The 20,541-nt window shown below is 63.2% G+C and carries 24 protein-coding genes and 1 pseudogene; 15 read left to right on the top strand and 10 right to left on the bottom strand.

What is annotated here, in order from left to right:
• Positions 1-69 precede the first annotated feature (69 nt).
• Positions 70-1,071, top strand: a complete 1,002-nt coding sequence (locus NDN01_RS18410; protein WP_272623189.1) for a GlxA family transcriptional regulator — start codon at positions 70-72, stop codon at positions 1,069-1,071.
• Here NDN01_RS18410 and NDN01_RS18405 read toward each other — a convergent pair.
• On the bottom strand, positions 992-1,930 hold the full coding sequence (locus NDN01_RS18405) for a LysR substrate-binding domain-containing protein (RefSeq protein ID WP_272623188.1): 939 nt from the start codon (positions 1,928-1,930) through the stop codon (positions 992-994). The genes NDN01_RS18410 and NDN01_RS18405 overlap by 80 nt on opposite strands.
• 104 nt (positions 1,931-2,034) lie before the next feature.
• Between NDN01_RS18405 and NDN01_RS18400 the strand changes: the two genes are divergently transcribed.
• Genes NDN01_RS18400 through NDN01_RS25905 form a run of 4 tightly spaced genes read left to right on the top strand, consistent with a single transcriptional unit; the run spans position 2,035 to position 3,345 of the window.
• Entirely contained in the window at positions 2,035-2,427 is a 393-nt protein-coding gene (locus tag NDN01_RS18400) for a tautomerase family protein (RefSeq protein ID WP_272623187.1), read from the top strand.
• Complete coding sequence (locus tag NDN01_RS18395) at positions 2,424-2,870, top strand: cupin domain-containing protein (RefSeq protein WP_272623186.1); 447 nt, start codon at positions 2,424-2,426, stop codon at positions 2,868-2,870. Before NDN01_RS18400 ends, NDN01_RS18395 begins: the two co-directional genes overlap by 4 nt.
• Positions 2,867-3,103, top strand: coding sequence for a hypothetical protein (locus NDN01_RS25910; RefSeq protein WP_336298309.1), 237 nt, complete (start codon positions 2,867-2,869; stop codon positions 3,101-3,103). Before NDN01_RS18395 ends, NDN01_RS25910 begins: the two co-directional genes overlap by 4 nt.
• Positions 3,104-3,108: 5 nt before the next feature.
• The gene (locus tag NDN01_RS25905) at positions 3,109-3,345 is read left to right on the top strand and encodes a GNAT family N-acetyltransferase (protein WP_336298308.1); all 237 of its coding nucleotides are present in this window, start codon (positions 3,109-3,111) and stop codon (positions 3,343-3,345) included.
• Here the strand turns inward: NDN01_RS25905 and NDN01_RS18385 are convergent.
• Entirely contained in the window at positions 3,342-4,079 is a 738-nt protein-coding gene (locus NDN01_RS18385; protein WP_272623185.1) for an NAD-dependent epimerase/dehydratase family protein, read from the bottom strand. The genes NDN01_RS25905 and NDN01_RS18385 overlap by 4 nt on opposite strands.
• Before the next feature lie 89 nt (positions 4,080-4,168).
• Between NDN01_RS18385 and NDN01_RS18380 the strand changes: the two genes are divergently transcribed.
• Complete coding sequence (locus NDN01_RS18380; protein WP_272623184.1) at positions 4,169-4,645, top strand: MarR family winged helix-turn-helix transcriptional regulator; 477 nt, start codon at positions 4,169-4,171, stop codon at positions 4,643-4,645.
• 77 nt (positions 4,646-4,722) lie between these two features.
• On the opposite strand, the gene NDN01_RS18375 is transcribed toward NDN01_RS18380, so the two are convergent.
• From NDN01_RS18375 to NDN01_RS18350, 6 genes are all read right to left on the bottom strand, one after another.
• Positions 4,723-5,268: an AAA family ATPase gene (locus NDN01_RS18375; RefSeq protein ID WP_272628298.1), complete on the bottom strand. Its 546-nt coding sequence runs from the start codon at positions 5,266-5,268 to the stop codon at positions 4,723-4,725.
• Between the two features lie 141 nt (positions 5,269-5,409).
• The gene (locus NDN01_RS18370; protein WP_443025141.1) at positions 5,410-5,607 is read right to left on the bottom strand and encodes an EamA family transporter; all 198 of its coding nucleotides are present in this window, start codon (positions 5,605-5,607) and stop codon (positions 5,410-5,412) included.
• Positions 5,608-5,814: 207 nt separating this feature from the next.
• Entirely contained in the window at positions 5,815-6,243 is a 429-nt protein-coding gene (locus tag NDN01_RS18365; RefSeq protein ID WP_272623183.1) for a response regulator, read from the bottom strand.
• A 124-nt stretch (positions 6,244-6,367) separates the two neighbouring features.
• Positions 6,368-6,802 (bottom strand): hypothetical protein, encoded by a 435-nt coding sequence (locus NDN01_RS18360; protein ID WP_272623182.1) that lies wholly within the window; start codon positions 6,800-6,802, stop codon positions 6,368-6,370.
• Between the two features lie 49 nt (positions 6,803-6,851).
• Positions 6,852-7,301, bottom strand: coding sequence for a PA2169 family four-helix-bundle protein (locus NDN01_RS18355; protein WP_272623181.1), 450 nt, complete (start codon positions 7,299-7,301; stop codon positions 6,852-6,854).
• Between the two features lie 97 nt (positions 7,302-7,398).
• Positions 7,399-7,548: a DUF2256 domain-containing protein gene (locus tag NDN01_RS18350; protein WP_272623180.1), complete on the bottom strand. Its 150-nt coding sequence runs from the start codon at positions 7,546-7,548 to the stop codon at positions 7,399-7,401.
• Positions 7,549-7,656: 108 nt separating this feature from the next.
• Between NDN01_RS18350 and NDN01_RS18345 the strand changes: the two genes are divergently transcribed.
• Complete coding sequence (locus NDN01_RS18345; protein WP_272623179.1) at positions 7,657-9,180, top strand: cryptochrome/photolyase family protein; 1,524 nt, start codon at positions 7,657-7,659, stop codon at positions 9,178-9,180.
• A gap of 196 nt (positions 9,181-9,376) precedes the next feature.
• Here the strand turns inward: NDN01_RS18345 and NDN01_RS18340 are convergent, their stop codons facing one another.
• Complete coding sequence (locus tag NDN01_RS18340; RefSeq protein WP_272623178.1) at positions 9,377-10,189, bottom strand: AraC family transcriptional regulator; 813 nt, start codon at positions 10,187-10,189, stop codon at positions 9,377-9,379.
• 6 nt (positions 10,190-10,195) lie between these two features.
• Between NDN01_RS18340 and NDN01_RS18335 the strand changes: the two genes are divergently transcribed.
• Positions 10,196-11,530, top strand: coding sequence for an FAD-dependent monooxygenase (locus NDN01_RS18335; RefSeq protein WP_272623177.1), 1,335 nt, complete (start codon positions 10,196-10,198; stop codon positions 11,528-11,530).
• A 149-nt stretch (positions 11,531-11,679) separates the two neighbouring features.
• On the opposite strand, the pseudogene NDN01_RS18330 reads toward NDN01_RS18335, so the two are convergent.
• A pseudogene (locus NDN01_RS18330) lies at positions 11,680-12,678 on the bottom strand (IS481 family transposase).
• Between the two features lie 389 nt (positions 12,679-13,067).
• On the opposite strand from NDN01_RS18330, the gene NDN01_RS18325 reads away from it, so the two are divergent.
• The 7 genes from NDN01_RS18325 to NDN01_RS18295 all read left to right on the top strand — a co-directional run bounded on the left by NDN01_RS18325 (position 13,068) and on the right by NDN01_RS18295 (position 20,516).
• Positions 13,068-13,790 carry a TonB C-terminal domain-containing protein gene (locus tag NDN01_RS18325; protein WP_272623176.1) on the top strand — a complete coding sequence of 241 codons (723 nt, stop codon included), beginning with the start codon at positions 13,068-13,070 and terminating at the stop codon, positions 13,788-13,790.
• A 167-nt stretch (positions 13,791-13,957) separates the two neighbouring features.
• The gene (locus NDN01_RS18320) at positions 13,958-14,590 is read left to right on the top strand and encodes an energy transducer TonB family protein (protein WP_272623175.1); all 633 of its coding nucleotides are present in this window, start codon (positions 13,958-13,960) and stop codon (positions 14,588-14,590) included.
• A 7-nt stretch (positions 14,591-14,597) separates the two neighbouring features.
• Positions 14,598-15,131, top strand: a complete 534-nt coding sequence (locus tag NDN01_RS18315) for an RNA polymerase sigma factor (protein ID WP_272623174.1) — start codon at positions 14,598-14,600, stop codon at positions 15,129-15,131.
• A gap of 81 nt (positions 15,132-15,212) precedes the next feature.
• A complete protein-coding gene (locus tag NDN01_RS18310) occupies positions 15,213-16,199 on the top strand; it encodes a FecR family protein (protein ID WP_272623173.1) in 987 nt (328 codons plus the stop codon).
• 154 nt (positions 16,200-16,353) lie between these two features.
• Positions 16,354-16,818 carry a helix-turn-helix domain-containing protein gene (locus tag NDN01_RS18305; RefSeq protein WP_272623172.1) on the top strand — a complete coding sequence of 155 codons (465 nt, stop codon included), beginning with the start codon at positions 16,354-16,356 and terminating at the stop codon, positions 16,816-16,818.
• Between the two features lie 250 nt (positions 16,819-17,068).
• Positions 17,069-18,733 (top strand): ShlB/FhaC/HecB family hemolysin secretion/activation protein, encoded by a 1,665-nt coding sequence (locus NDN01_RS18300; protein WP_272623171.1) that lies wholly within the window; start codon positions 17,069-17,071, stop codon positions 18,731-18,733.
• A 58-nt stretch (positions 18,734-18,791) separates the two neighbouring features.
• The gene (locus NDN01_RS18295) at positions 18,792-20,516 is read left to right on the top strand and encodes a DUF2341 domain-containing protein (RefSeq protein WP_272623170.1); all 1,725 of its coding nucleotides are present in this window, start codon (positions 18,792-18,794) and stop codon (positions 20,514-20,516) included.
• The last annotated feature ends 25 nt before the right edge of the window (positions 20,517-20,541 follow it).

Below are 20,541 nucleotides of genomic sequence, written 5' to 3'. Positions count from 1 at the left end.
ACCATGCCCCCGTAGGCAGATGTCCGACAGTGGCGAAAATGCCATTTGAGATGCTATATCGGACATCTCATGACGCAGATCCGTATCTGGGCCTATGACGGCATCCTCGCCTCCGGTGTCTCGGGGCCCGGCGACGTGTTCGCCGCTGCCAACCATCTCATGGGCCGGGCCGATGCGCGCCCGCCGATCCGCTGGCGCGTCGAGTCGCCGGATGGCCGGCCGGTTCGCACCGCCTCGGGGCAGATCATCGCGGTCGATGGCGCGATCGATCCCATCCGCCCGGCCGAGGCTATCCTGCTGGGAGCACCGTTCGTTGGCGACATGGAGGCATTCCTGGCGCGCACGGCTCTGGTCGAGAGCCTCGGGGCGGCCGTCCGGCGCGCCCATGGTTGCAGGACGATCATCGCAACCTATTGCACCGGCGCCTATCTGCTTGCCGAAGCCGGGCTTCTCGACGAACGTGTGGCCACCACCCATTGGGCTTGGCGCGACGACTTCGCGCGTCGTTATCCTCGCGTCAGTCTTCGCGCGCAGGAGATATTGACCGAGCAGGACAACATTCTGTGCGGCGGAGCGGTCACCTCCTTCCTGATGCTCGCCATTCGCCTCGTCGAGAAACTCCGCGGGCAAGAAATAGCGGCGCTAACCGCAAGGACGCTGCTGATCGACACCAATCGCGTCTCCCAGCTCTCCTATGCGAGCCTCGTGGCCGAGCATGGCCATGGCGACCGTTTGGTCGCCCGCGCCGAGGCCCTGATGGAAGCAGGGCTCAATGGTGAATTCAGCCTGTCACAGCTTGCCGCCGAGCTGGCGGTCAGCGAGCGCACGCTCCACCGCCGCTTCAAGCAGGCGACCGGGCGATCCCCGCTTGCCTATTTGCAGTTGCTGCGAGTCGAACTCGCCAAGCGGCTGATTGCCGCCGGGCAGGACACCATCGACACGATCGGGCTTCGCGTCGGCTATGGTGATGTCGGCGCGTTCAGGCAGGTCTTCAGGCGGGAGACAGGGCTTTCCCCGCGCGACTATCAGCGCCGGTTTGCGCGATCCATTCTGCCGGGAGCGCCTGGATGAGCGCATCGCGGAGGATGCCGGCGAGATGGTCGGCGAGCAGATTGTTGTGCTCGCCGGTCCGATAGAGCATCAGCCCGAGCGAGGGCATCGCCGGCAGGTTCTCGGTCACAGAATCGAGCATGCGGATCGTTGCGGGAAGCCCGACCGGTGTGCGCAAGGCCACGCCGAGGCCCGCCGCCGTCGCCGCCCATAGTCCACTGAGGCTCGTACTCACAAAGGCGATCCGCCAGGCGATCCCGGCCCTGTCGAGATGATCGCACGCAAGCGAGCGGAGGATGCAGGGCGCTTCGAGCGAGACGAGCGGCAGCGGCTCGTCCGCGCCGGGAGTCCAGCCTGTCTCGCCGCCCGCAGCGCCCAGCCAGGTGATCGGGATCGAGGCGATGCGCTCGCCTTCGGCGCGGCCATCGTCCCAGGCGAGCGCAAGATCGAGCTGCCCAGCCGCCACTCGGTCCGCGAGCTCGCGATTGCGCGCGGTGCGGCCCTCGATCCGGACCTTGGGGTGCGCGCGCGCGAAGCGGCCGAGGACTTGGGGCAGGATCGTCTCGCCGAAATCCGCCTGGAGGCCGAGCCGCACCCAGCCTTCGAGCTCGACGCCCCGCACCGCCCCGATCGCCTCGTCGTTGAGCGCGAGGAGGCGCCGCGCATAGGACAGCAACGCCTCACCACTCTCGGTCAAAGCGAGACCACGCCCGGACCGGCGCATGATCGAAACCCCAGCCTGCGCCTCGAGCTTCTTGAGCTGTGCGCTCACCGCAGAGGTCGAGCGTCCGAGCCGGTCGGCCGCGCGGGCAAAGGAACCGGCGTCCATACCGGCGGCGAAGCTGCGCAGCGCGTCCATGTCGAGATTGGTCAAGCGCATCGGACTGTCCTGATAATCAGGATCATTGATCCTTAATAATCTGATTTTCGGTATGGATGTGCCGCGACAGGATGCGGGCTGTCAATCGCTCAAGGAGATCGTCCATGCCCTTCACCCGCATCACGTTGCGCACCGGCAAATCCCCCGCTTTTCTTCAGGCCGTCGCCGACAGCCTCGACCGCGCGCTCGTCGAAAGCTTCGAAGTGCCGGAGACCGACCGCTTCGTCGCGATCCAACAGCTCCAGCCCGAGGAGCTGATCTTTGACCGCCACTATCGCGGTGGCCCGCGCTCGGACGATTTCATGATCTTTCACATCACCACCGGCCGCACCCGCACCACCGAGACCCGCGCGCGCTTCTTCCAGCATCTTGTGGAACGACTTGCCGAGGCGCCCGGCGTCCGGCCCGAGGACGTAATGATCATTCTCGCCAACTCGACGTTCGAGGATTGGTCCTTCGCGTTCGGTGTCCAGGGCGCGACCCCGGTCGACCAGTGAGCGCGGCGAGGCGCGAAACCGGGTGCCCGGCCGAGATGACGGTCGTGCCGGCCGGGACGGGCATCGTGCCTGCGCCCGCCGGGATCGCGAGCGGCGATCTCCTCGTCCAGGGGCTGCTTGCGAGCGGCGTCGGGGGCGAGATGACCGCCGTCCGCGCCTTCTTCGCGCCGGGCGTGCTGTCCCACTGGCACAGCCATCCGCGCGGCCAATGGCTGTTCGCGCTCGATGGCGTGGGCCTCGCCCAACGCGACGGCGGTGCGGTCGTGACGCTGCGGGCGGGCGACGCCGTCTGGTTCGCGCCCGACGAGCGGCACTGGCATGGCGCGGCGCCCGGCAGCCCGTTCAGCTATGTGAGCGTGCAGCAGGTCGGCGGGGGCGTCACCGTGCGCTGGATGGAGGCGGTCGACGATAGGGCGCGCTTGGAGGATAAGTCCCGGCCATGACCGGGCCCCACGATTTCGACATCCGCGAAGATGATCTGGCCGGCGCGGCGGTGCGGGCCTTGCTGGCGCTGCATCTGTCCGGCATGCGCGCAAGTTCGCCCGCCGACGCGGTCTTCGCCCTCGACCTTGCGGGTCTTCGGAGCCCGGATGTGACGGTCTGGACCGCCGGGCGGGCGGATCGCCTCGCCGGCGTTGGGGCGCTTAGGCTGCTCGCGGGCGGTGGCGCGAGGTGAAGTCCATGCGAACCGACCCCGCCTTCCTGCGACAGGGCGTGGCGGCCGCGATCCTGGAAACGATCATCGCCGCCGCGACCGCGCGCGGGGTCCGGCAGCTGAGCCTCGAGACCGGGCGTGGCCCGGACTTCGAGCCGGCGCTGGCGCTCTATCGCCGGCGCGGCTTCGTCGAGGGCGCCGCGTTCGGCGATTATGCGCCGAACGCCTTCAGCCGCTATCTCCATCTCTATCCCGCGCGCTAGACGCCGGAGCGGGCTCGCCAATCGGCGCTCCAGCCGAACGCCTGCCTGACTCGCTCGCTCGAAACCGTGCCGTCCTCCTCGGCGACATTGTAGAGCCCTGAAGCACCCCGCGTCACCGCAAGGGCCGCAGCCTTGGCGGCGGCATCGACATGGACCGGGGCGGGGCCGGCGGGCGCGTCGAAGCCGGTGTGCGGACCATAGAGCCGGCCGTAGCGCAGCACGATCCCTTCGAACGGGCCGTCCATCACCTGACGTTCCAGGCTTGCGACCCCGCGCGCCGAGACGCCCGCCCGGCCCTCCGCGTCGATCGCGAGCGGCGCGTCCTCGCCATGGGGAAGCGGGCCTTCGGCATAGGCGAAGGCGACGCTCTGGGCGACGAGCCGGGAGACCCCGGCTCTGGCGGCCGCCGCGACGAGGTTGCAGGTGCCTTCGTCGCGGATGCGCGCATTGCGTGCGGTGGCGTCCGCCATCTTCGCCGGATCGAGGCCCGCCGGCAGGTCGGTCAGCTGATGGATGACGATGGCGGGGGCCGCCGCCACGACCGCCGTCGCCAGGGCCTCCGCGTCGAAAACGTCGACGATGGCCGGCACGGCGCCGAGAGCGCTGACCAGGCCCGCTTTCTCGGGCGAGCGCGTGGTGCCGACGACGCGCCATCCGTCCGCGACGAGGATCGGGATCAAGCAGCGGCCGATCGCACCCGTCGCACCCGCCACAAACACCGTGCCGCTCATCATCCTGTCTCCTCGGTCAGATAGCGATGGCGCGCCTTGGCTCCATCGCATAACATATCAGTACACGAACAATATATAAGAGTTCTGACATCTTGCGCAAGCGTGACGGGCACCGTTCGATTCCTGAGGCCGGCGAGGGCAAACGCGGTGAGGAGGGCTATCTCGGCTATCTGCTCCGGCAGGCGGCGGCGGCCTATCGGCATCGGATGGAGCGGCTGCTGGCGGATCTCGACGTCACCCCGCCGCAATTCTCGGTGATGACGATGATCAAGGCCTATCCCGGCCTCTCCAACGCCGACATCGCGCGGCTCGCGATGCTGACCCCGCAGACGGTGAGCGTGATCGTCGGCAATCTGGAGCGCGCGGGCCTGATCCATCGTGTGCCCCACGAGGTCCATGGCCGCATTCTCCACATCGCGCTGACCGAGGCTGGCGCCGACGTGCTCGGTCAATGTCGCGAACGGGTGAAGGGGCTCGAGGTCGATCTGGCGGACGGCCTGTCCGAGGGCGACCAGGCAACGGTCCGGCGCTGGCTGGCCGGCATTGCGCGCGGGGATGCCAGGGGCTGAGCGCGGGTCAGCCGTGCTGGAGCGTTACTACGGCCATGTAGTTCACACGCACGCCCTGCCTGGCTTTTGCCTGCGGGCTACCGTGCCTGATGCGGCGATGCCACGGCGCAGCCGCTGGAAGCCAGATGCTGGAGGATGAAATCGGCCCGCTCGGCGATGCTCGCCTTGGGCACGACCACGATCCGGTAGCCGAGCCGGCCATAGGCTACGAGGAGCCGGCGATATTCGCCCATTGCATCGTCTAGCGAGTGGCGTCGCGCGCTGTCCGCTGCATAGATTTCGGGCGACGGCGGCAGCATGAACACCTCGCCATGATAGCGATCCTCGCGGCCGATGCTGTCGAGTGCGTGTTCGCCGGTCGCATGTTCGAGTGCGGCCGCTGCATCTATCAGGCTGCGATCGAAGAAGACGCAGCCCGCGCCGTGCGCGCTCGCACGATCCGCGCGCGCCAGCGCCATCGCTTCACGAGCGAAGCCGGCAAGGTCGACCCAGGGGAGCGTCCCGCCACCGCCGGCGAGCGCCCGCTCGACGATGCGGCGGCCAGGCTCCGGCACGGTCGCGAAGCCCCGTTCGGCAAGTTCATCGAGGAGCGTCGATTTGCCGCCTCCCGAGCAGCCGGACAGGATGACATGGGAAATACTGACGATCGGCGTTTATCCTTTCTGGTAGGGGGCGGCACGCGCTCTGCGCCTGCACGAGCAGATTAGCCCGTTCGCCTGCAGGCACCACCCTTCTTTGCGTAGGCAGCCCCGCGCGAGCCGTTCCTAGGCGAAGCGCCTCGCGCCAGCGACGCAGAGCACGACGATCACGGTCGAGGCGATCATCGTCCATGCAACAGGCTCGCCCAGGAGCAATGCTGAAAGTAGAAGGCCCAGAAATGGCTGCAGGAGCTGCAACTGGCCAACCCCGGCGATGCCGCCCAGCGCGAGCCCACGATACCAGAAGATGAAGCCGACCAGCATCGAGAAGATCGAGACGTAGGCGAGGCCCAGCCAGCTTGCTGCGGCGATGTGATCCCATTGCGTTGGCAGGGTGCGGCAATTTTATATCGATCAAAGAGATCGAATGGCGGGTTCCGGCAGAATCTGACGGTCGCAAAAGCGAGCCTAACGTCTTGAGTTGCTCGAACGCCGACAAAACTAATCGCGAAGGTAGAGCGCAAACGCTTTCTAAACGGTGTTTTTCAGCTGCGCTGGCAGCTTCCCGTCCGGCAGCTTGTCGCGCAGATGATCACAAATCATCTCTGCGGTAAACGGCTTCCCGACAAATGTTGCTTTGTCCGGCATATCGCCAGGCTGCGGGGTGATGCGACCGCTAGCGACCACAATCTCGATATCTGGCCACTCTTTCGCGACATGGTGGGCGAGTGCAAAGCCATCGATGTTCCCCGGCATTTCAACATCGGTGAACAGCAGGGTGATATTCGGACCAAACTGCGGGAGCATTGCCTTGGCATTGTCACCATTCTCGGCGTCATAATAGCGAAATCCAGCGTCTTCGAGAATGTCGCATACCGTCATAAGGATAAGCGGATTATCATCCACCACGAGCACGTACGGCTCAGTCGACAGGCCGGTCTTTCTGCCTTGTGCCATCATAGTCTCCGTGCCTCGATGACAGACGCTTCATGATCCCGATAGGTCCAATAGACTGAAGGGAATCGACATTTTCTAATCGGTTAGAGTTGCTCGCCATTAGCTCGCGCCGTCAGGGCGGCTTGATTTAGCGTTTTAGGCGCCGCGCATTTTTCGCGACGCGGGTGCGGACCGGATGTAGCGATGCGCCCGGTAGATTGACCATGGCGGACCAAAGCTCAACGTTACGGTTCGCTATGCGCATCCAGTCTGCGGGGCCGAAGATTTCGCCGCCGGCGAGGCGGCCGAGGTCTTTTGCCTGACCTGACAGCGCCGCCTGAATTTTGCCCTGTCCATCCGTGAGGATCTTGCCGGAGCGTCCGAAGGCATCGACCTTTTCCGTTACCATGCGGGTCAGTTCGCGGCTATCCGCATTGAGGGGATCGCGCATTGCTGACGTGATCTTCGGCGCCCGCTTCGCGATGACAGCCTGTGCGTTGCAGAAAGTCTCGGCGACACCAACGGCAGTCCGTGCCACTTCGAGCGGCCACAACCATAGATCGAGCACACTGGACCGGGTCATGCTTCGTTCCCCAAATGACCAGGGCGGCCAAGGCCGCCCTGGGTGATGGTCACTCGCCGTGGAGCGAATGCTTCAGATCGCGGATTTCGTCATGGCCTTCTTTCACCACGACATAAGCCTGCTCGATGATCGCCTTGACCGCCGGGCTGACCTCAGTGTCGCGGATGGCATCCTCGAACTTATGCTTGATGTGATCCTCGCCGGACTCGACCTGGTCGACAATAGCGACATCGTCGCTCGACATGCTGTTGCGCAGATTGAGGAATAGGCGATGCGCGCCGGCGAGCAGCGTGCCGTCATCCTCGGGCTCGCCGCCGAGGGCGCGGACTTCGGCCTGCAGCTGAGTGGTGAGTTCCTGACGCTCGGAGCCGCGACGGAAGAAAATCGGCGTGAAGCGCGAGGTTTCCGAGGCCTTGGCAGCTTCGGCATAGCCGTCGGCGCTGTCGATCACGGTCTCGATCAGCGAGTTCAGCGTGTTGATATCATGGTCGTTCGACATGGGGAGCACTCCTGCTGGTTGGCCCTGCTAAAATGTTCGAACGCCATCGCGGTTTCGGTCGATTGCAAATTTAGGCGCGTCCGGCGACGCGGAGGCGTCAGCACGCGCCTTTGCTGCCGGTCGCGCGGCAGCGGTCTGAGCAGAACTTTGCACTATCCCAGTCGCGCTCCCATTTCTTACGCCAGGCGAACGGCCGCTGGCATGCAGCGCAGATCTTCGCCGGGAGGGTGAGTTTCTCGTGAGCCATGCCCTTGCGCCAACGTTCCAGTGGCCCGCCGGTGCCGTTCGCAACGCTGGATCGCGCGCCCTGCACCAGCGCAGCGACACCTTTGCCGTGGACCGTTATGCTGGGCCAATGACCACCCTCATCCCCGTGCTAGGCGACCAGCTATCGCTCGATCTCTCATCGCTCACCGGCATGGACCCGACTGACTGCATCATCCTGATGATGGAGGTGGCGGACGAGGCGACCTATGTCCGGCATCACAAAGCGAAGCTGGTCTATATTCTCTCGGCCATGCGTCACCATGCCGAGGCGTTGCGTGCGGCGGGCTGGAAGGTCGATTACATAGAGTTTGAAGATTCCGAAAATAGCGGGAGCTTCACCGGCGAGATCGCGCGCGCCATGGCGCGTCACGAGGTCAGCCAGATCGTTGTCACCGAAAGTGGTGAGTGGCGGGTCGCCGCGATGCTCGACGCTTGGCAGACGATTTTCGGCCTGCCAGTCGAGATCCGCGCGGATATAAGGTTCCTGTGCACCCACCGTGAGTTTGCCACTTGGGCTGACAGCCGCGCCGAGCTGACGATGGAGTTCTTCTACCGCGAAATGCGGCGGAGGACCGGCCTGTTGATGGATGGCGAAAAGCCCGCCGGCGATCGATGGAATTTCGACAAGGACAATCGCAAGCGTGCGCAGGCCGATTTGTTGATGCCGCGCCCACTCTCTTTTCCGCCCGATGCGATCACGCTCGACGTGATCGCACTGGTTGAGCGGCGGTTCGCCGATAATCCCGGCAGCCTACATGGGTTTGACTATGCGGTGACGGCGCGGGATGCCGAGCGCCAAGCCACCAGTTTCTTCGCCAATGCTCTGTCGCAATTTGGCGATTACGAAGATGCGATGGTGACCGGAGAGCGCTTTTTGTGGCACTCGATCCTGTCGCCATACATCAACTCCGGCCTGCTCGATCCACTCGACCTGTGCCGCCGTGCGGAGTTAGAATATCGTACAGGCCGCGCGCCAATCAATTCGGTCGAGGGCTATATCCGCCAGATCATCGGCTGGCGCGAATATGTGCGCGGCATCTATTGGCGCGAAGGGCCGGACTATGTCGACCGCAACTTCCTCGGTCACAGCCGTGCCTTGCCCGACTGGTTCTGGACTGGCGACACCGACATGCATTGCCTGGCCGAGACGATCGGGCAGACACTCGCCACCGCACATGCGCATCACATCCAGCGGCTGATGGTGATCGGCAATTTCGCGCTGCTGATTGGTGCCGACCCTAAACAGGTCCACCACTGGTATCTTGAAATCTATCTCGACGCTTACGAATGGGTCGAACTGCCCAATACGCTCGGCATGAGCCAATTCGGCGATGGTGGCCTGCTCGGATCCAAACCCTATGTCTCGTCGGGAGCCTATATCAACCGCATGTCGGACTATTGCGGCCATTGCTGCTACGACGTCGGCAAGCGGATCGGCGAGGATGCTTGCCCCTTCAACGCGCTCTATTGGGATTTCCTCGCCCGGCACCGTGAGAAGCTCGGCAACAACCGGCGCCTCACCATGCCCTATCGCACCTGGGACCGCCAACCGGCGACCGATCAGGCCAAAACCCGTGCGCAGGCGGCCCGGTATCTGACGTCGCTCGACTGAGCACTGCTTTCGCTTCGGCAGGTTTGACATGCAACGCCCGATCGACGGTTGCCCATCGTCCGCTTCTACTCACGTGGACGGCGGCTTCCGTCAGTACCGGACGTTCACAAGAGAGGGACTGAACGACCGGCTCTGGTCGACTGCTGACGGAAGCTGTCAAGACCACCGTTTTCCGATCACGCGCAGAGCTGCCGGCTCAACTCGGCCTCGGATGTCGCTCCGACATGTAACGTCCAGGAGAAGTGCCCAGCGTCTTTTTGAACATATTCATGAAGCTCGGCACGCTCTCATAGCCAAGATCGGCGGCGACGTTCTGGATTGAGGCGCCGCCAGCCAACCACTTGACCGCCAGCATGACCCCAAGCTGTCGTTGCCAGCGGCCGAAGCTCAAGCCCGTTTCGCGACTAATCAATCGACCAAGGGTACGCTCACTCAAGCCCGATCGTGCCGCCCAGAGGTGGATGGTCCTATGATCCGCCGGCGAGGCTATGATCTGGTCGACGATCCGGCGGAGCCGCGGATCGACCGGCATCGGCAAGTGAAGATGTTCGATAGGCGCCACCGCCAGTTCGTCCAGCACCAACCCCCAAAGGCGCGCATTCGAAGGGTTTTCGTCGTACAGTAACGGTAAGCTTGCTGCACGGGCCAGCAGTTCGCGAAGCAGCGGCGTCACCGAAATCGCGCAGCATGTCTGTGGAAGCTGTGTCGTCACCGCCGGGTCCATGAAGGCATCGTAGCCGGCGAGAACGCCCGTCACTCTTATCGCGTGCAGCGCGCCGCCCGGTATCCAGATGGCGCTGCGCGGCGGCACGATCCATAGCCCGCCTTCAACTTCGCAGCTCAGTGCGCCCCGCTGCACGAACATGATCTGGCCCTTGATGTGCCGGTGCGCGGCCAGCTCGATCACACCGATCTTGATCATCTCCATTCCGTAAGCGACGAACGGGCGGGGCACCTCGTCCGGCTCGACCCACTCGTTCTTATCAGAGCCTTCGGTCAGCAACGGCATTTTAGCGTGTCCAGCAGCGTGACGGTTTTTGATATAATTCTGGCCGAACTACCCAATGACGCCAGCATCATCCGCCCGTACCCCGCCGTCGATGAACCGTCGAGGTCTATCGAACCGGCGGACCAGACAAGAGGTATGTTCGTGGAAACTGCACGAAAGATCCTGATCTGTGGCGGCGGCATTGCCGGCACGACCTGCGCCTACTGGCTAAACGAATATGGTTATTCCGTTGTAATCGCCGAGCGCGCCACGGCATTTCGCGATGGCGGCCAGAACGTCGACATCAAAGGTGCCGGCCAGCACGTGATCGAAAAGATGGGCTTGGTCGAGAAGGTCGAGGCGAAAAATACGCACGAGCTGGGCCAGAAATATCTCGATGCACGCGGAAGGGTGATCGCGGTCCTACCCAAGGGCGCTGCCGGCACGCTGACCAGCGATTTCGAGATTCTGCGCGGAGACTTCGCTCAAGTTCTGTTCGACGCCGCGCGAAACCGGTGCGAATATCGATTCGGAACAACCGTTACCCGCCTCGAAGAAGCAGATGACGGGATGACCGTGTATTTCGATGATGGACGTGCCGAGACTTTCGCTCTGGTGATCTGCGCTGAGGGGGTCAGTTCGGCAACGCGCAAGCTGATGCTGGCCGAAGAGACCCGGTTTCGGTATTTGGGCACCTATATGGCCTTCTTTAAAATACCTCGTCGCGCCGAGGATGATGGCTGGGCCTGGTCGGTGAATGGCCGCGACGGGACATTTCTCACGCTGAGACCAGGAAACCAGCATGAAACCACCGTCCTGCTAACCTTCCCATGTGAGGAGCGCGCGTTTGATGGCAGCGATACCGCGGCCAGAAAGGCTTTATTGGTCGCGGCCATGCGCGGCCGCGGCAGCATTGCCGATCGCGTCCGCGCCGAACTGGACGGGGTGCGCGACTTCTATTTCGGGCCGATGAGCCAGGTGCGCGCATCGGCGTGGTCGAAAAGCCGCTTTGTTCTGCTTGGCGATGCAGCCTATTGCCCGACGCCGTTCACGGGCGCCGGCACGGCGCTGGCGCTGGTTGGTGCCTATGTCCTTGCCGGCGAGATCAAACGCTGCGCTGATCATTCCCGAGCATTTGGAGCATATGAACAGATCGTACGCCCCTATGCCGAAGCCGTCCAGGCCCAGTTGACCCCCGGCTTCGTGCGGATGGTGCACCCGAGGTCGCGCGTCGGCATCGCGATCGCGCACCTTGTCCAGCGCGCGCTCGCGAGCAGGCTCGTCCAGACTCTCGCGCGGCGACACATTGCAAAGCGGCAGAGCGGTGCTGTTGAAGACTTTTCGTTGCCCGAATATCGCTGAGCGGCAGCACTGGATCATGGAATCGGCGACGCGAAGCCAGTCAGCGGCATCGGGGGTGCTTGAGCGTCACGTTTCGGCCAAAGCCGCCATCCTTAGCTTGCGGAACGGATGATCGGAGTTGGTCGACTGTTACCGCCAGTTCGTGGGACTTAGGCGTTCAGTCCCGGCATCTGGTGGATCGGGTTGCAGATGAATCGGTCTGGGTCTGAAGTCCAGACCTTCGCGATGTATTCTTAGGGTGTGAGGCCGCTGAGGGCCTTGAGTCTGCGGGCGAAGTTATAGGCGGGCATGAAGTCGGCGAGGTGTGTCCGCAACTGTTCATGGCTGTCGTAATGGAAGCGTTTGACGGTCGCGTCCTTGATGGTGCGGTTCATCCGTTCGACCTAGCCGTTGGTCCAGGGATGGTTCGGCCTGGTGAGGCGGTGCTCGATGTTGTTCGCCTCACAGATCATGTCGAAGCGCATCTGGCGCGACCAGGCGGTGTTGCGGTTGCGGGGCTGGTCGGCGAACTGGATGCCTCCCTTCGGATTGATCCCCCGGATCAATCCGTCACGGTCGGTATCGGTCAGGATCGTGTGGATGCGGTAGGGCACGGCTTTCAGCAGGTGTTCCAAAAATTCCCATGCCGTCCGCCGATCAGCCTTGTCGACCAGTTGGGTGACCGCAAACTTGCTCGTGCGGTCAATGGCGACAAACAGATAGAGTTTGCCTTCGGCGGTTTGAACCTCGGCGATATCCATATGGAAGAAGCCGATGGGATAACGCTTGAAGCGCTGTCGCCTGGGTTTGTCGCCCCCGACATCCGGCAGACGGGAGATGCCATGCCGCCGGAGACAGCGATGCAACGCTGACCGGGTCAGGTGCGGGATCGAAGGCTGCAACGCATCAAGGCAGTCGTCCAGCGGCAGCAGCGTGTGGCGTCGGAACGCGACCACCATTGCTTCCTCGGCTTGGGTCAAGGTCTTGGAATGAGGGGCCTTCGGCCCGGTTTTCAAATCCTCGACCATCGTCCGCTTGCGCCACTTCGCCACCGTTTTGGGGTTGATCCCCAGTTCTCGGCTCAGCGTCGCGAGCAAAGCTTGCGATCGCTGTATTGCTGCTCGGACGGCGTGCGTGGTCGTGGCGCTCCCGTGACAAACCTGCCCCATACGGCTTCCTTCCATTCCAACGAAAGGATCGCACCAGCAAACCGTGGGACCAAACACCTAGATAGGCCAGTGCCCAGACAGTTTGGGAAGGCACCAAAGCCGCCGTGCTGGAGATCAGGAATGCGCTTTCGGCGGAGCGCCAAGGTATGTCGAAAGGCATGGCTGAATGCACTTTTCGATGGCTTGCTGGCCGTCGCGGCTTCCGTCTTAGCCCTGATCCGATATCGCGTTGCCCTGAGCTAATCTGTATCGGCTAACTGCCACTTGATCGATTCGGATACCCATGAACAACCTTGCAGACGTATCACGCGCGGTTGCGCGTCGTCCAACGGCTATTCTGGCATTGCCGCTGCTGGTGAGCATCGGGTCGGCGAAGCTAGCCTCGTCGCATGGGCGTTAAACGAATATTTCTTCTCCTGCTGCTCTCTGGCTTTTGGCTGTCGTCCGCTGAAATCGATGCGGCGCAAACACCGCCTGTTCAAACGAACGCGCGCGGAGAGTCCAAGGTGATACTGTTCAATATCCCCGCTCAGCCGCTGGATACGGCGCTTGTCGCGTACAGCAATGTCGTCGGCAATCAGGTCATCTACAACGCCCGTCTCGCGGCGCATCGCCGGTCCACTTCCGTCATCGGTCTGTTCACGCCTGACACGGCGTTGCGCGCACTTCTCGAAGGAACGGATTTCACGATCCGCTACACGAGCCCGACGGACGTCACATTAGTGGCTCGGAACGATCACGCCGCCGTCAACATGAACCCCGGTGCCGATCTTGGGGGAGCGCAAGGATCGCTGACGCTCGACACGCTCTACATCGAACTGCCGGCTGGCGCCGAGCGACGCCCCGACTTCACCGACTACGGGCAAGCGGTTCGCCTTGAGATAAAGCGCGCGCTCGCGCGTGACAGCGAGACCTCCTACCGCATTCTCAACATCCAGGCCGAGTTTCGGATCGACGGCAGCGGCCACGTAGAAAACCCGCACCTGAAACGCCGGACCGGTGACAGGGGGCTCGATGCCGCAGTCGAACGCGTGTTGCGAGGGATCCGGCTCAGGAGCGCGCCACCGAAGGGAATGCCGCAGCCGGTTCGGGTCACCATTGTCGGCATTTGATCGCGTCATCGATTTGGCACAATCCGATCGTAGGGCTGTCACACATCTTCTCCCCTGCCACCCTTTGATAGTGATCGGGACAATTCCTGGATCGACCCGGAGCGCGACCTTTAAAACGTGATCGAAACGCGCCGGGGCGCCCACGCCAAGGTAGCGATCGTTCCCTTGTGACCGCTGTTCTTGCATCGGTCGCGATCCATGCCGCCGTGCTCGGCGTTTTTCTTTTCTTTGCGTCGCGGGAAGATGTGGCTAGGTCCCGCACGCCTGACCCGGCGATCGCTACCGATATCGCCCTTTTGCCTGCCGTCGAGGCACATACCCCACTAGCCGCTCCCATTTCGCCCGAACCAGTTCCTGCAAAGTCTGGTCCAATGACCATGCCGCTTCGGGCTGCCGCGATGCCAGCTCCGCCATCGGCAACCACCCAACCGTCCGCGGATCTTGACGTTCTGCAGGCCGGCGCTTCGACCGCCACACAACCTAATCGTTCGACCGCGCTCGACGTCGCCGCAGGGAATGACTATCGTCGACGGCTCCTCGATCATATCGCGCTTTTTCGGCGCAAATCGGCTTTCGACGGCGGTGATCGATCGGGCTCAGCGATGGTGCGGTTCGCTGTAAAACGTGATGGCTCGGTGATCGCTGTCACCCTCGTTACCGGGTCTGGCGTGTCAGTCTTGGACAGCGAGGCCATCGCCACGATATGGCGCGCGCAGCCGATGCCGCCCATTCCCGGCAGCCTGCCAGACAGCCTCTCGGTCACCTTGCCGATTGTGTTCGGCATCGCGCCGCTGGGTTGACGGGCGCATGTCGGAATCCACCTGGAGCGCACTCAAGCGGCTGCTCGTCGAGGAATATGACGCGTTCCGAAAGCAGCTTTCCCGGCAGGTCCAATCGGAGGAACTGGCAAGTGATGCGCTTCAGGATACGTTCGTGCGCTTGGCGCGAGGCGGGCAAATCTCCGACGAACTCGAAAGCCCGCGTGGTTATCTCTATCAGATAGCACTGAACTTTGCCCGTACCCGATCGCGCACCGAACAGCGTCGGCTGGACAAGACCGACGCGGAAGCACTCTTCGACGCCATCGCCGACGAGCAACCCGGCCCCGAGGAAGTTGTGGCTTGGCAGTTGAACCTGGGGTTGTTGGAGCGGGTGCTGGCAGAGATGCCGCGCCGCCGCCGTGAAGTCTTCATCGCCGCGTGGATTGAAGGCGTACTTCATCGCGAGATAGCGGCGCGCCACAACCTCTCGTTGCGTATGGTGCAACTCGAATTGAAACAGGCGCTGGAAGAAATCACCGAACGACTGGCGGGCGCGAAGATTTTTGATTTCGTAAAATAACGTTGAGCATCGTTGTAGATATGAGGAGACAGAAGGTTTGAGCTTTACGCGCGCCACACCCAAGGCCGGATCACCGGGCCGATGAGCGATCGGGACAACCATGAAAACCCGGAGCAACTCGCGCGCGAAGCACGCGAGTGGATCGGCTTGATCGCGTCTGGCGAGGCGAACAGCGAGGATGCTGCCGCCATGATGCACTGGCGCGCGCTCAGTCCCGATCATGCTCAGGCCCTGGGTGATGCCGTCCGTCAGCGTCGTCGGTTGCAGCACTCAGCCAAGGCGCTGCATGACGATCCACGCACGCGCTGGCTGATCAACTATCCTTCGCGAAAGCCCACCGCCGCGTTCAGCCGCCGCACCGTTCTGGGTGGCGCCGTGGCGGCATCCGCCGCCGCTGTGCTCATCGTGCGTCCGCCGCTGGGCCTGTGGCCTTCTTTTGCCGAACTGCGCGCGGATTATCGCACCGGCGCGGGTGAGCAGCGCACGATTGCGCTGGCGCCCGGCCTCTCGGTCGAGCTAAATACCCGTACCAGCATCGCCTTGCACACGAGCGATCAAGCCTATGGAGTCAGCCTCATCGAGGGTGAGGTTGCGGTTACCGTCGATCATGCCAGCCGGCCGGCTGTGATCCTTACCCATGTCGGTCGGGCGCGATCGCGGACCGGGCAGTTTGGGGTGCGCACCCGGGAAGGCGGCGCTTGTGTCACTTGCTTCGATGGAGAGGTGGCGGTCGAGGACGATCGGAACCGTCGCTATGCCCTTTACAAGGGGCGACAGGTCGCGATTGGAAGCGATGCCGATCCGGCGGTTGTGCCGGTGGATGTGCGACGTGCCGATGCCTGGCGTCGGGGTGAATTGATCTTCACCAATCAGCCGCTTGGTGATGTCGTCGAAGAGATCAATCGGTATCGGCCAGGCAGGATCATCCTCGTTAACACCGCTCTCCGCCACATCCCGGTGAACGCCGTGTTCCGCATCCGGCAGATGGACAATGCCCTCTCCCAGATCCGGGAGGTGTCGGATGCCTCGGTGACGCATCTGCCCGGTGGTGTCGTGCTGCTGAGCTGAGGAAGGTCGGTCCCCGAAACGCCGGTAAGTATTTTAATTCAAAAAGAAAATACCGCGACCGGCACGTGCGGGCGTTCCGCTCGCTTGCCAAATTCAAAAAAAATTGCACATCAGCGCGCGCCATATCGTTGAAGGGGTAGGAGGACTATTCCACGTGGCGACGCACCTCGCGCATGATCCGATCACCCGTGTTGCTCGAAGCCGTTCGGTTCGGGCCGATGGGGCGTTGTTTGAGGTGCGCGCGCGGCGATGGCCGATATCGGCGCAGGGAGCGAGTCATGGGCCGGGCCAGCACGTTCCGTTGTCTGATGCCACCATCGTGGCGCTGGTTCGCAGCGTTGTCACCGAGCAATTGTCGCGCCCACTCGACATTGAGGCGCTTGTCTGGGCGACCGGTGTCGGCGAGCGGGCCATTCGTCGCGCGCTGGACGCCGAGCTTGGGCTGAGCGCTGCCGGTTTCATTCATCAGTTCAGGTTGAGCCAGGTACGCGCGTGGCTTTCGACCAATCGGAAAACGCGGACGCTGGCCGGAATTGCAGCTGCGCTCGGCTTTTCGACGGGCGCCATGTTCAGTCGGTCCTATCGCAAGCGTTTCGGCGAAAGCGTCGCGGTGTGGTGATTGCCTAACGATACACTTGAACAGACGAAATACGATAAAGACTTAAACTTCCAATATTAAAGATTTTTTCAATTTAATATAAAAGGAAAAAGAAACTCTCCCGCTTAAACAATAGTGTAACATAGACTCGATAGTGGACTCCGCGAGTGCGGGACTCACATCGATCTACTTAAATCGGAAGATGAACTAATCGGACACTGATTATGTCCGATTTGTCTTCTGTTGTCCATTATTCTGGGGGCGTTTCGTAATGGGTTTTTCTTCATGGGATGCGCGCGTTGTTCGGCAGTGTATCCTCCTGGCCGGAACGGCGATCGGTCTCGCCGCCACATCCGCGCACGCCCAGGATAGCGGCGCTGCAGGCGTCGATGCACAGGCTGGCACACCGCCGGCGACTGCTTCTGGCGCAGCGGCGCGTCACGTCGACATCAATGAATATTATGTGGAGGGCAACACGGTCCTGTCGGACCCGGAGATTGAGGAGGCGGTGTATCCGTTTCTGGGGCCGGACAAGACGCTGGAGGATGTCGAGAAGGCCCGGGGCGCGTTGCAGAAGGTTTATGAGGCCAGGGGCCTTAAGACGGTGTTCGTCGAAATCCCCCAACAGAACGTGGTAGGCGGCCGGGTACGTCTCGTGGTGAGCGAGGCGAAGATCGGCCAGATCGCGGTGTCGGGCGAGAAGCACGTGTCGCAGAAGCAGGTGCTGTCGGCGCTGCCGTCCGTGGCGGCGGGCAGGGTGCCCGATCTCAATGCCTTTTCGAACGAGCTCACCGCGCTCAACAGCCGTGCGGCCGATCGTCAGGTAACGCCGGCGCTCAAGGCCGGGACGGTGCCCGGTACGGTCGATGTGGACCTCAAGGTCGAGGACAAGCTGCCGCTGCACGGCGGGATCGAGCTCAGTAACCGTTACAGCCGCGACACCACACCGCTGCGTTTGCAGGCGAACCTGCGTTACGATGACCTGTGGGGACTCGGCCACTCGATATCGGGCTTCTATTCGGTGGCGCCGCAACGCCGCAGCGACGCCGAGGTGTTCGTCGGCAGTTACGGCGCGCCGCTCGGAGACAAACTCCGGCTCGATATCACGGGCCTGCGCTCGAACAGCGATGTCGCGACTGTCGGAAATACCAATGTGCTGGGCAACGGCTGGTCGGTCACCGCTGCGCTAACCCGGACCTTGAATGGCAGTCCCGGTTTCTATCACCGGGTCAGCCTGTCGGTCGCCTATAAGGACTTCAAGGAAGATACGCGCTTCGTAGGGACGGGCGGTGCGGCGGGCGTGAGCAAGGCGCCGATCCATTATGTACCGATCAGCCTAAGCTATTCGGGATCGTGGGTGAAGGGGCGCGGCACGCTCGGCTTCGGCCTCGGCGGCACCTTCGGGCTGCGGGCGCTCGGCTCGGATGAGAGCGCGTTCGACAACAAGCGCTACCGGGCGGGCGGCGGCTTTGCCTATCTCCACGGTAATGTCGATTATCTCTACACCCTGCCGCACGACTTCCAGCTCTACACCAACATCGAAGGCCAGCTCGCCAACCAGCCGCTGATCTCCAACGAGGAGATAGCGCTGGGCGGCGTGGGAACCGTGCGCGGCTATCTCCAGTCGGAGGCGATCGGGGACAATGGCCTGCTGAGCAGCATCGAACTGCGTTCGCCGTCGCTGGGCCAGTTCGGTGGCGACCTGATCGACACGCTGCGGCTGGTCGGGTTCGTCGACACAGGCCGGGTCTGGGTGATCGATCCCTTGCCCGATCAGGCCGGCAGTTTCGGTCTCGTTAGCATCGGCGGCGGCTTGCGCCTGAAGCTTCTCAAAACGCTATCGGGCGATCTCGATGTCGGCGTGCCGCTCAAGGACAACGGCGTGACTAAGGCGGGCGACGTGCGTGTCCATTTCCGGGTGTCCGCAGACTTCTAATGCCGCGCCGGGGCGCGGCCCCGCATCACATTATTTTTGGGGTGTTCAAGCAATGACGATGAAGAAGACATTTCTGGGTGCCGCGCTGGCTGCGATGGCGAGCGTTGCCATGACCTCGCCGGCCTATGCCTGGTTCGACAAGGACTGGTCCTATCGCAAGGCGGTCACCGTCGATGCGGGTGCTGTACAGATCACGGGCGCGGAAAAGCGCTTTCCTTTGCTGGTGCGGCTCGACAGCTCCAACTTCCGCTTCGAGGATGCCAGGCCCGACGGCGCGGACCTGAGGTTCCTGGCCTCGGACGACAAGACACCGCTGAACTTCCATGTCGAGAGCTTTGACCCGAAGATCGGCCTCGCCATGATCTGGGTCGATCTCCCCGATCTTCCGGCGAGCGGCCAGGCCAGGCTGTTCCTCTATTACGGCAACAAGAACGCGACCGCCGCCGGCTCCGCGGCCAAGACGTTCGACGCCGGCTATCGCGCGGTGTTCCACTTCGGCGGCAATCTCACCGACGCCACCGCCAGTGCAACGCCGCTTGCCGGCCAGGGCGCGTTCGCGGCCGGTGCGGTCGGGCAGGCACTGAAGCTCAGCGGTGCGCCGGTGACGATCGCCGCATCGCCCGCCAGCGCGATCGACCGGACAAAGGGCTTCGCGTTCGAGGCCTGGGTCAAGCCCGACGCCACCGGAGACGCGGTCCTCTACAAGACGCCGGAGGGCCTTGTGATCGGCCTCGCGCAGGGCGTGCCGTATGTCGAACTCGGTGGCAAGCGCTCGGCGGGCGCCGCGGCGATCAGCGACTGGTCGCCGGTCATGGTCGCGGCGGATGCGTCGGGCGCGCAACTCTACGTCAACGGAGCGCCCGCCGGTACAAAGCTGGCCGTGCCTCTGAACGCCATGTCGGGCGCCGCCACGATCGGCGCGGGCTTTCACGGCCTGATCGACGAGCTGCGGCTGTCGGCGACGACCCGCGATGCCGCCTGGGCCAAGGCAGATGCCGCCAGCCAGGGACGCGGCGCTACGCTGGTCGCCTTCGGGCCTGACGAGCAGCCTTCGGGTGAAGGGTTCGGTTACTTTGGCGTGATCTTCAAAAGCGTCACCCCTGACGCCTGGTTCGTCATCGGCGTGCTCGCTTTCATGTCGATCCTCTCGTGGATCGTGATGATCGCCAAGGGCAGCTATGTCGGCCGCGCATCGCGCGCCGACAAGGCGTTCCAGGCGATGTTCGCGCATCGTCGCGGCGAGGTGCTCGACGGCACGTGGCTCGACAGCCTTGGTGCCAAGGAGCGCGCGCTGCTCGGCGATAGCCCGCAGGCGCGGATCTATCAGGCGGCTGTTACGGAGTTCCGGCAGGCGGTTAGCGAGGCCGATGGTGACCATATCGCCGAGGAGACGGTGGAGGCGATTCGTTCCAGCCTCGATGCGCAGCAGATCGAGGAGACGCAGAAGCTCAATCGCTGGATGGTGCTGCTGACCATCGCGATCTCCGGCGGGCCGTTCATCGGCCTGCTCGGCACCGTGCTCGGCGTGATGATCACCTTTGCGGCTATTGCCCTTGCCGGCGACGTCAACGTCAACGCGATTGCGCCGGGCGTCTCGGCGGCGCTCCTCGCCACCGTGGTCGGCCTGCTCGTCGCGATCCCGGCGTTGTTCGGCTACAACTACATCGCCAGCCGCAATGCCGAAGTCTCCGCGGGCATGCAGGTCTTCGTCGACCGGCTGATCACCCGCTTCGCCGACCTCCACCGCCGGGCGCTGCGCAAGCAGCTCCGGGCGGCCGAGTAGTCCGGACCGCAAGGGGAGATAGTCC

This window comes from Sphingomonas sp. QA11 (assembly GCF_028473665.1).
GTDB lineage: Bacteria > Pseudomonadota > Alphaproteobacteria > Sphingomonadales > Sphingomonadaceae > Sphingomonas > Sphingomonas phytovorans.
Note: the sequence above shows the minus strand (reverse complement) of the source record. Positions and strands in the feature narration are given on the sequence as shown.

Coding starts and splice junctions, on each gene's coding strand:
- NDN01_RS18410 (WP_272623189.1), top strand. CDS start 70: ATGACGCAGATCCGTATCTGGGCCTATGACGGCATCCTCGCCTCCGGT.
- NDN01_RS18405 (WP_272623188.1), bottom strand. CDS start 1,930: ATGCGCTTGACCAATCTCGACATGGACGCGCTGCGCAGCTTCGCCGCC.
- NDN01_RS18400 (WP_272623187.1), top strand. CDS start 2,035: ATGCCCTTCACCCGCATCACGTTGCGCACCGGCAAATCCCCCGCTTTT.
- NDN01_RS25910 (WP_336298309.1), top strand. CDS start 2,867: ATGACCGGGCCCCACGATTTCGACATCCGCGAAGATGATCTGGCCGGC.
- NDN01_RS25905 (WP_336298308.1), top strand. CDS start 3,109: ATGCGAACCGACCCCGCCTTCCTGCGACAGGGCGTGGCGGCCGCGATC.
- NDN01_RS18385 (WP_272623185.1), bottom strand. CDS start 4,079: ATGATGAGCGGCACGGTGTTTGTGGCGGGTGCGACGGGTGCGATCGGC.
- NDN01_RS18370 (WP_443025141.1), bottom strand. CDS start 5,607: ATGCTGGTCGGCTTCATCTTCTGGTATCGTGGGCTCGCGCTGGGCGGC.
- NDN01_RS18365 (WP_272623183.1), bottom strand. CDS start 6,243: ATGATGGCACAAGGCAGAAAGACCGGCCTGTCGACTGAGCCGTACGTG.
- NDN01_RS18360 (WP_272623182.1), bottom strand. CDS start 6,802: ATGACCCGGTCCAGTGTGCTCGATCTATGGTTGTGGCCGCTCGAAGTG.
- NDN01_RS18355 (WP_272623181.1), bottom strand. CDS start 7,301: ATGTCGAACGACCATGATATCAACACGCTGAACTCGCTGATCGAGACC.
- NDN01_RS18350 (WP_272623180.1), bottom strand. CDS start 7,548: ATGGCTCACGAGAAACTCACCCTCCCGGCGAAGATCTGCGCTGCATGC.
- NDN01_RS18345 (WP_272623179.1), top strand. CDS start 7,657: ATGACCACCCTCATCCCCGTGCTAGGCGACCAGCTATCGCTCGATCTC.
- NDN01_RS18340 (WP_272623178.1), bottom strand. CDS start 10,189: ATGCCGTTGCTGACCGAAGGCTCTGATAAGAACGAGTGGGTCGAGCCG.
- NDN01_RS18325 (WP_272623176.1), top strand. CDS start 13,068: ATGGGCGTTAAACGAATATTTCTTCTCCTGCTGCTCTCTGGCTTTTGG.
- NDN01_RS18315 (WP_272623174.1), top strand. CDS start 14,598: ATGTCGGAATCCACCTGGAGCGCACTCAAGCGGCTGCTCGTCGAGGAA.
- NDN01_RS18310 (WP_272623173.1), top strand. CDS start 15,213: ATGAGCGATCGGGACAACCATGAAAACCCGGAGCAACTCGCGCGCGAA.
- NDN01_RS18300 (WP_272623171.1), top strand. CDS start 17,069: ATGGGTTTTTCTTCATGGGATGCGCGCGTTGTTCGGCAGTGTATCCTC.
- NDN01_RS18295 (WP_272623170.1), top strand. CDS start 18,792: ATGAAGAAGACATTTCTGGGTGCCGCGCTGGCTGCGATGGCGAGCGTT.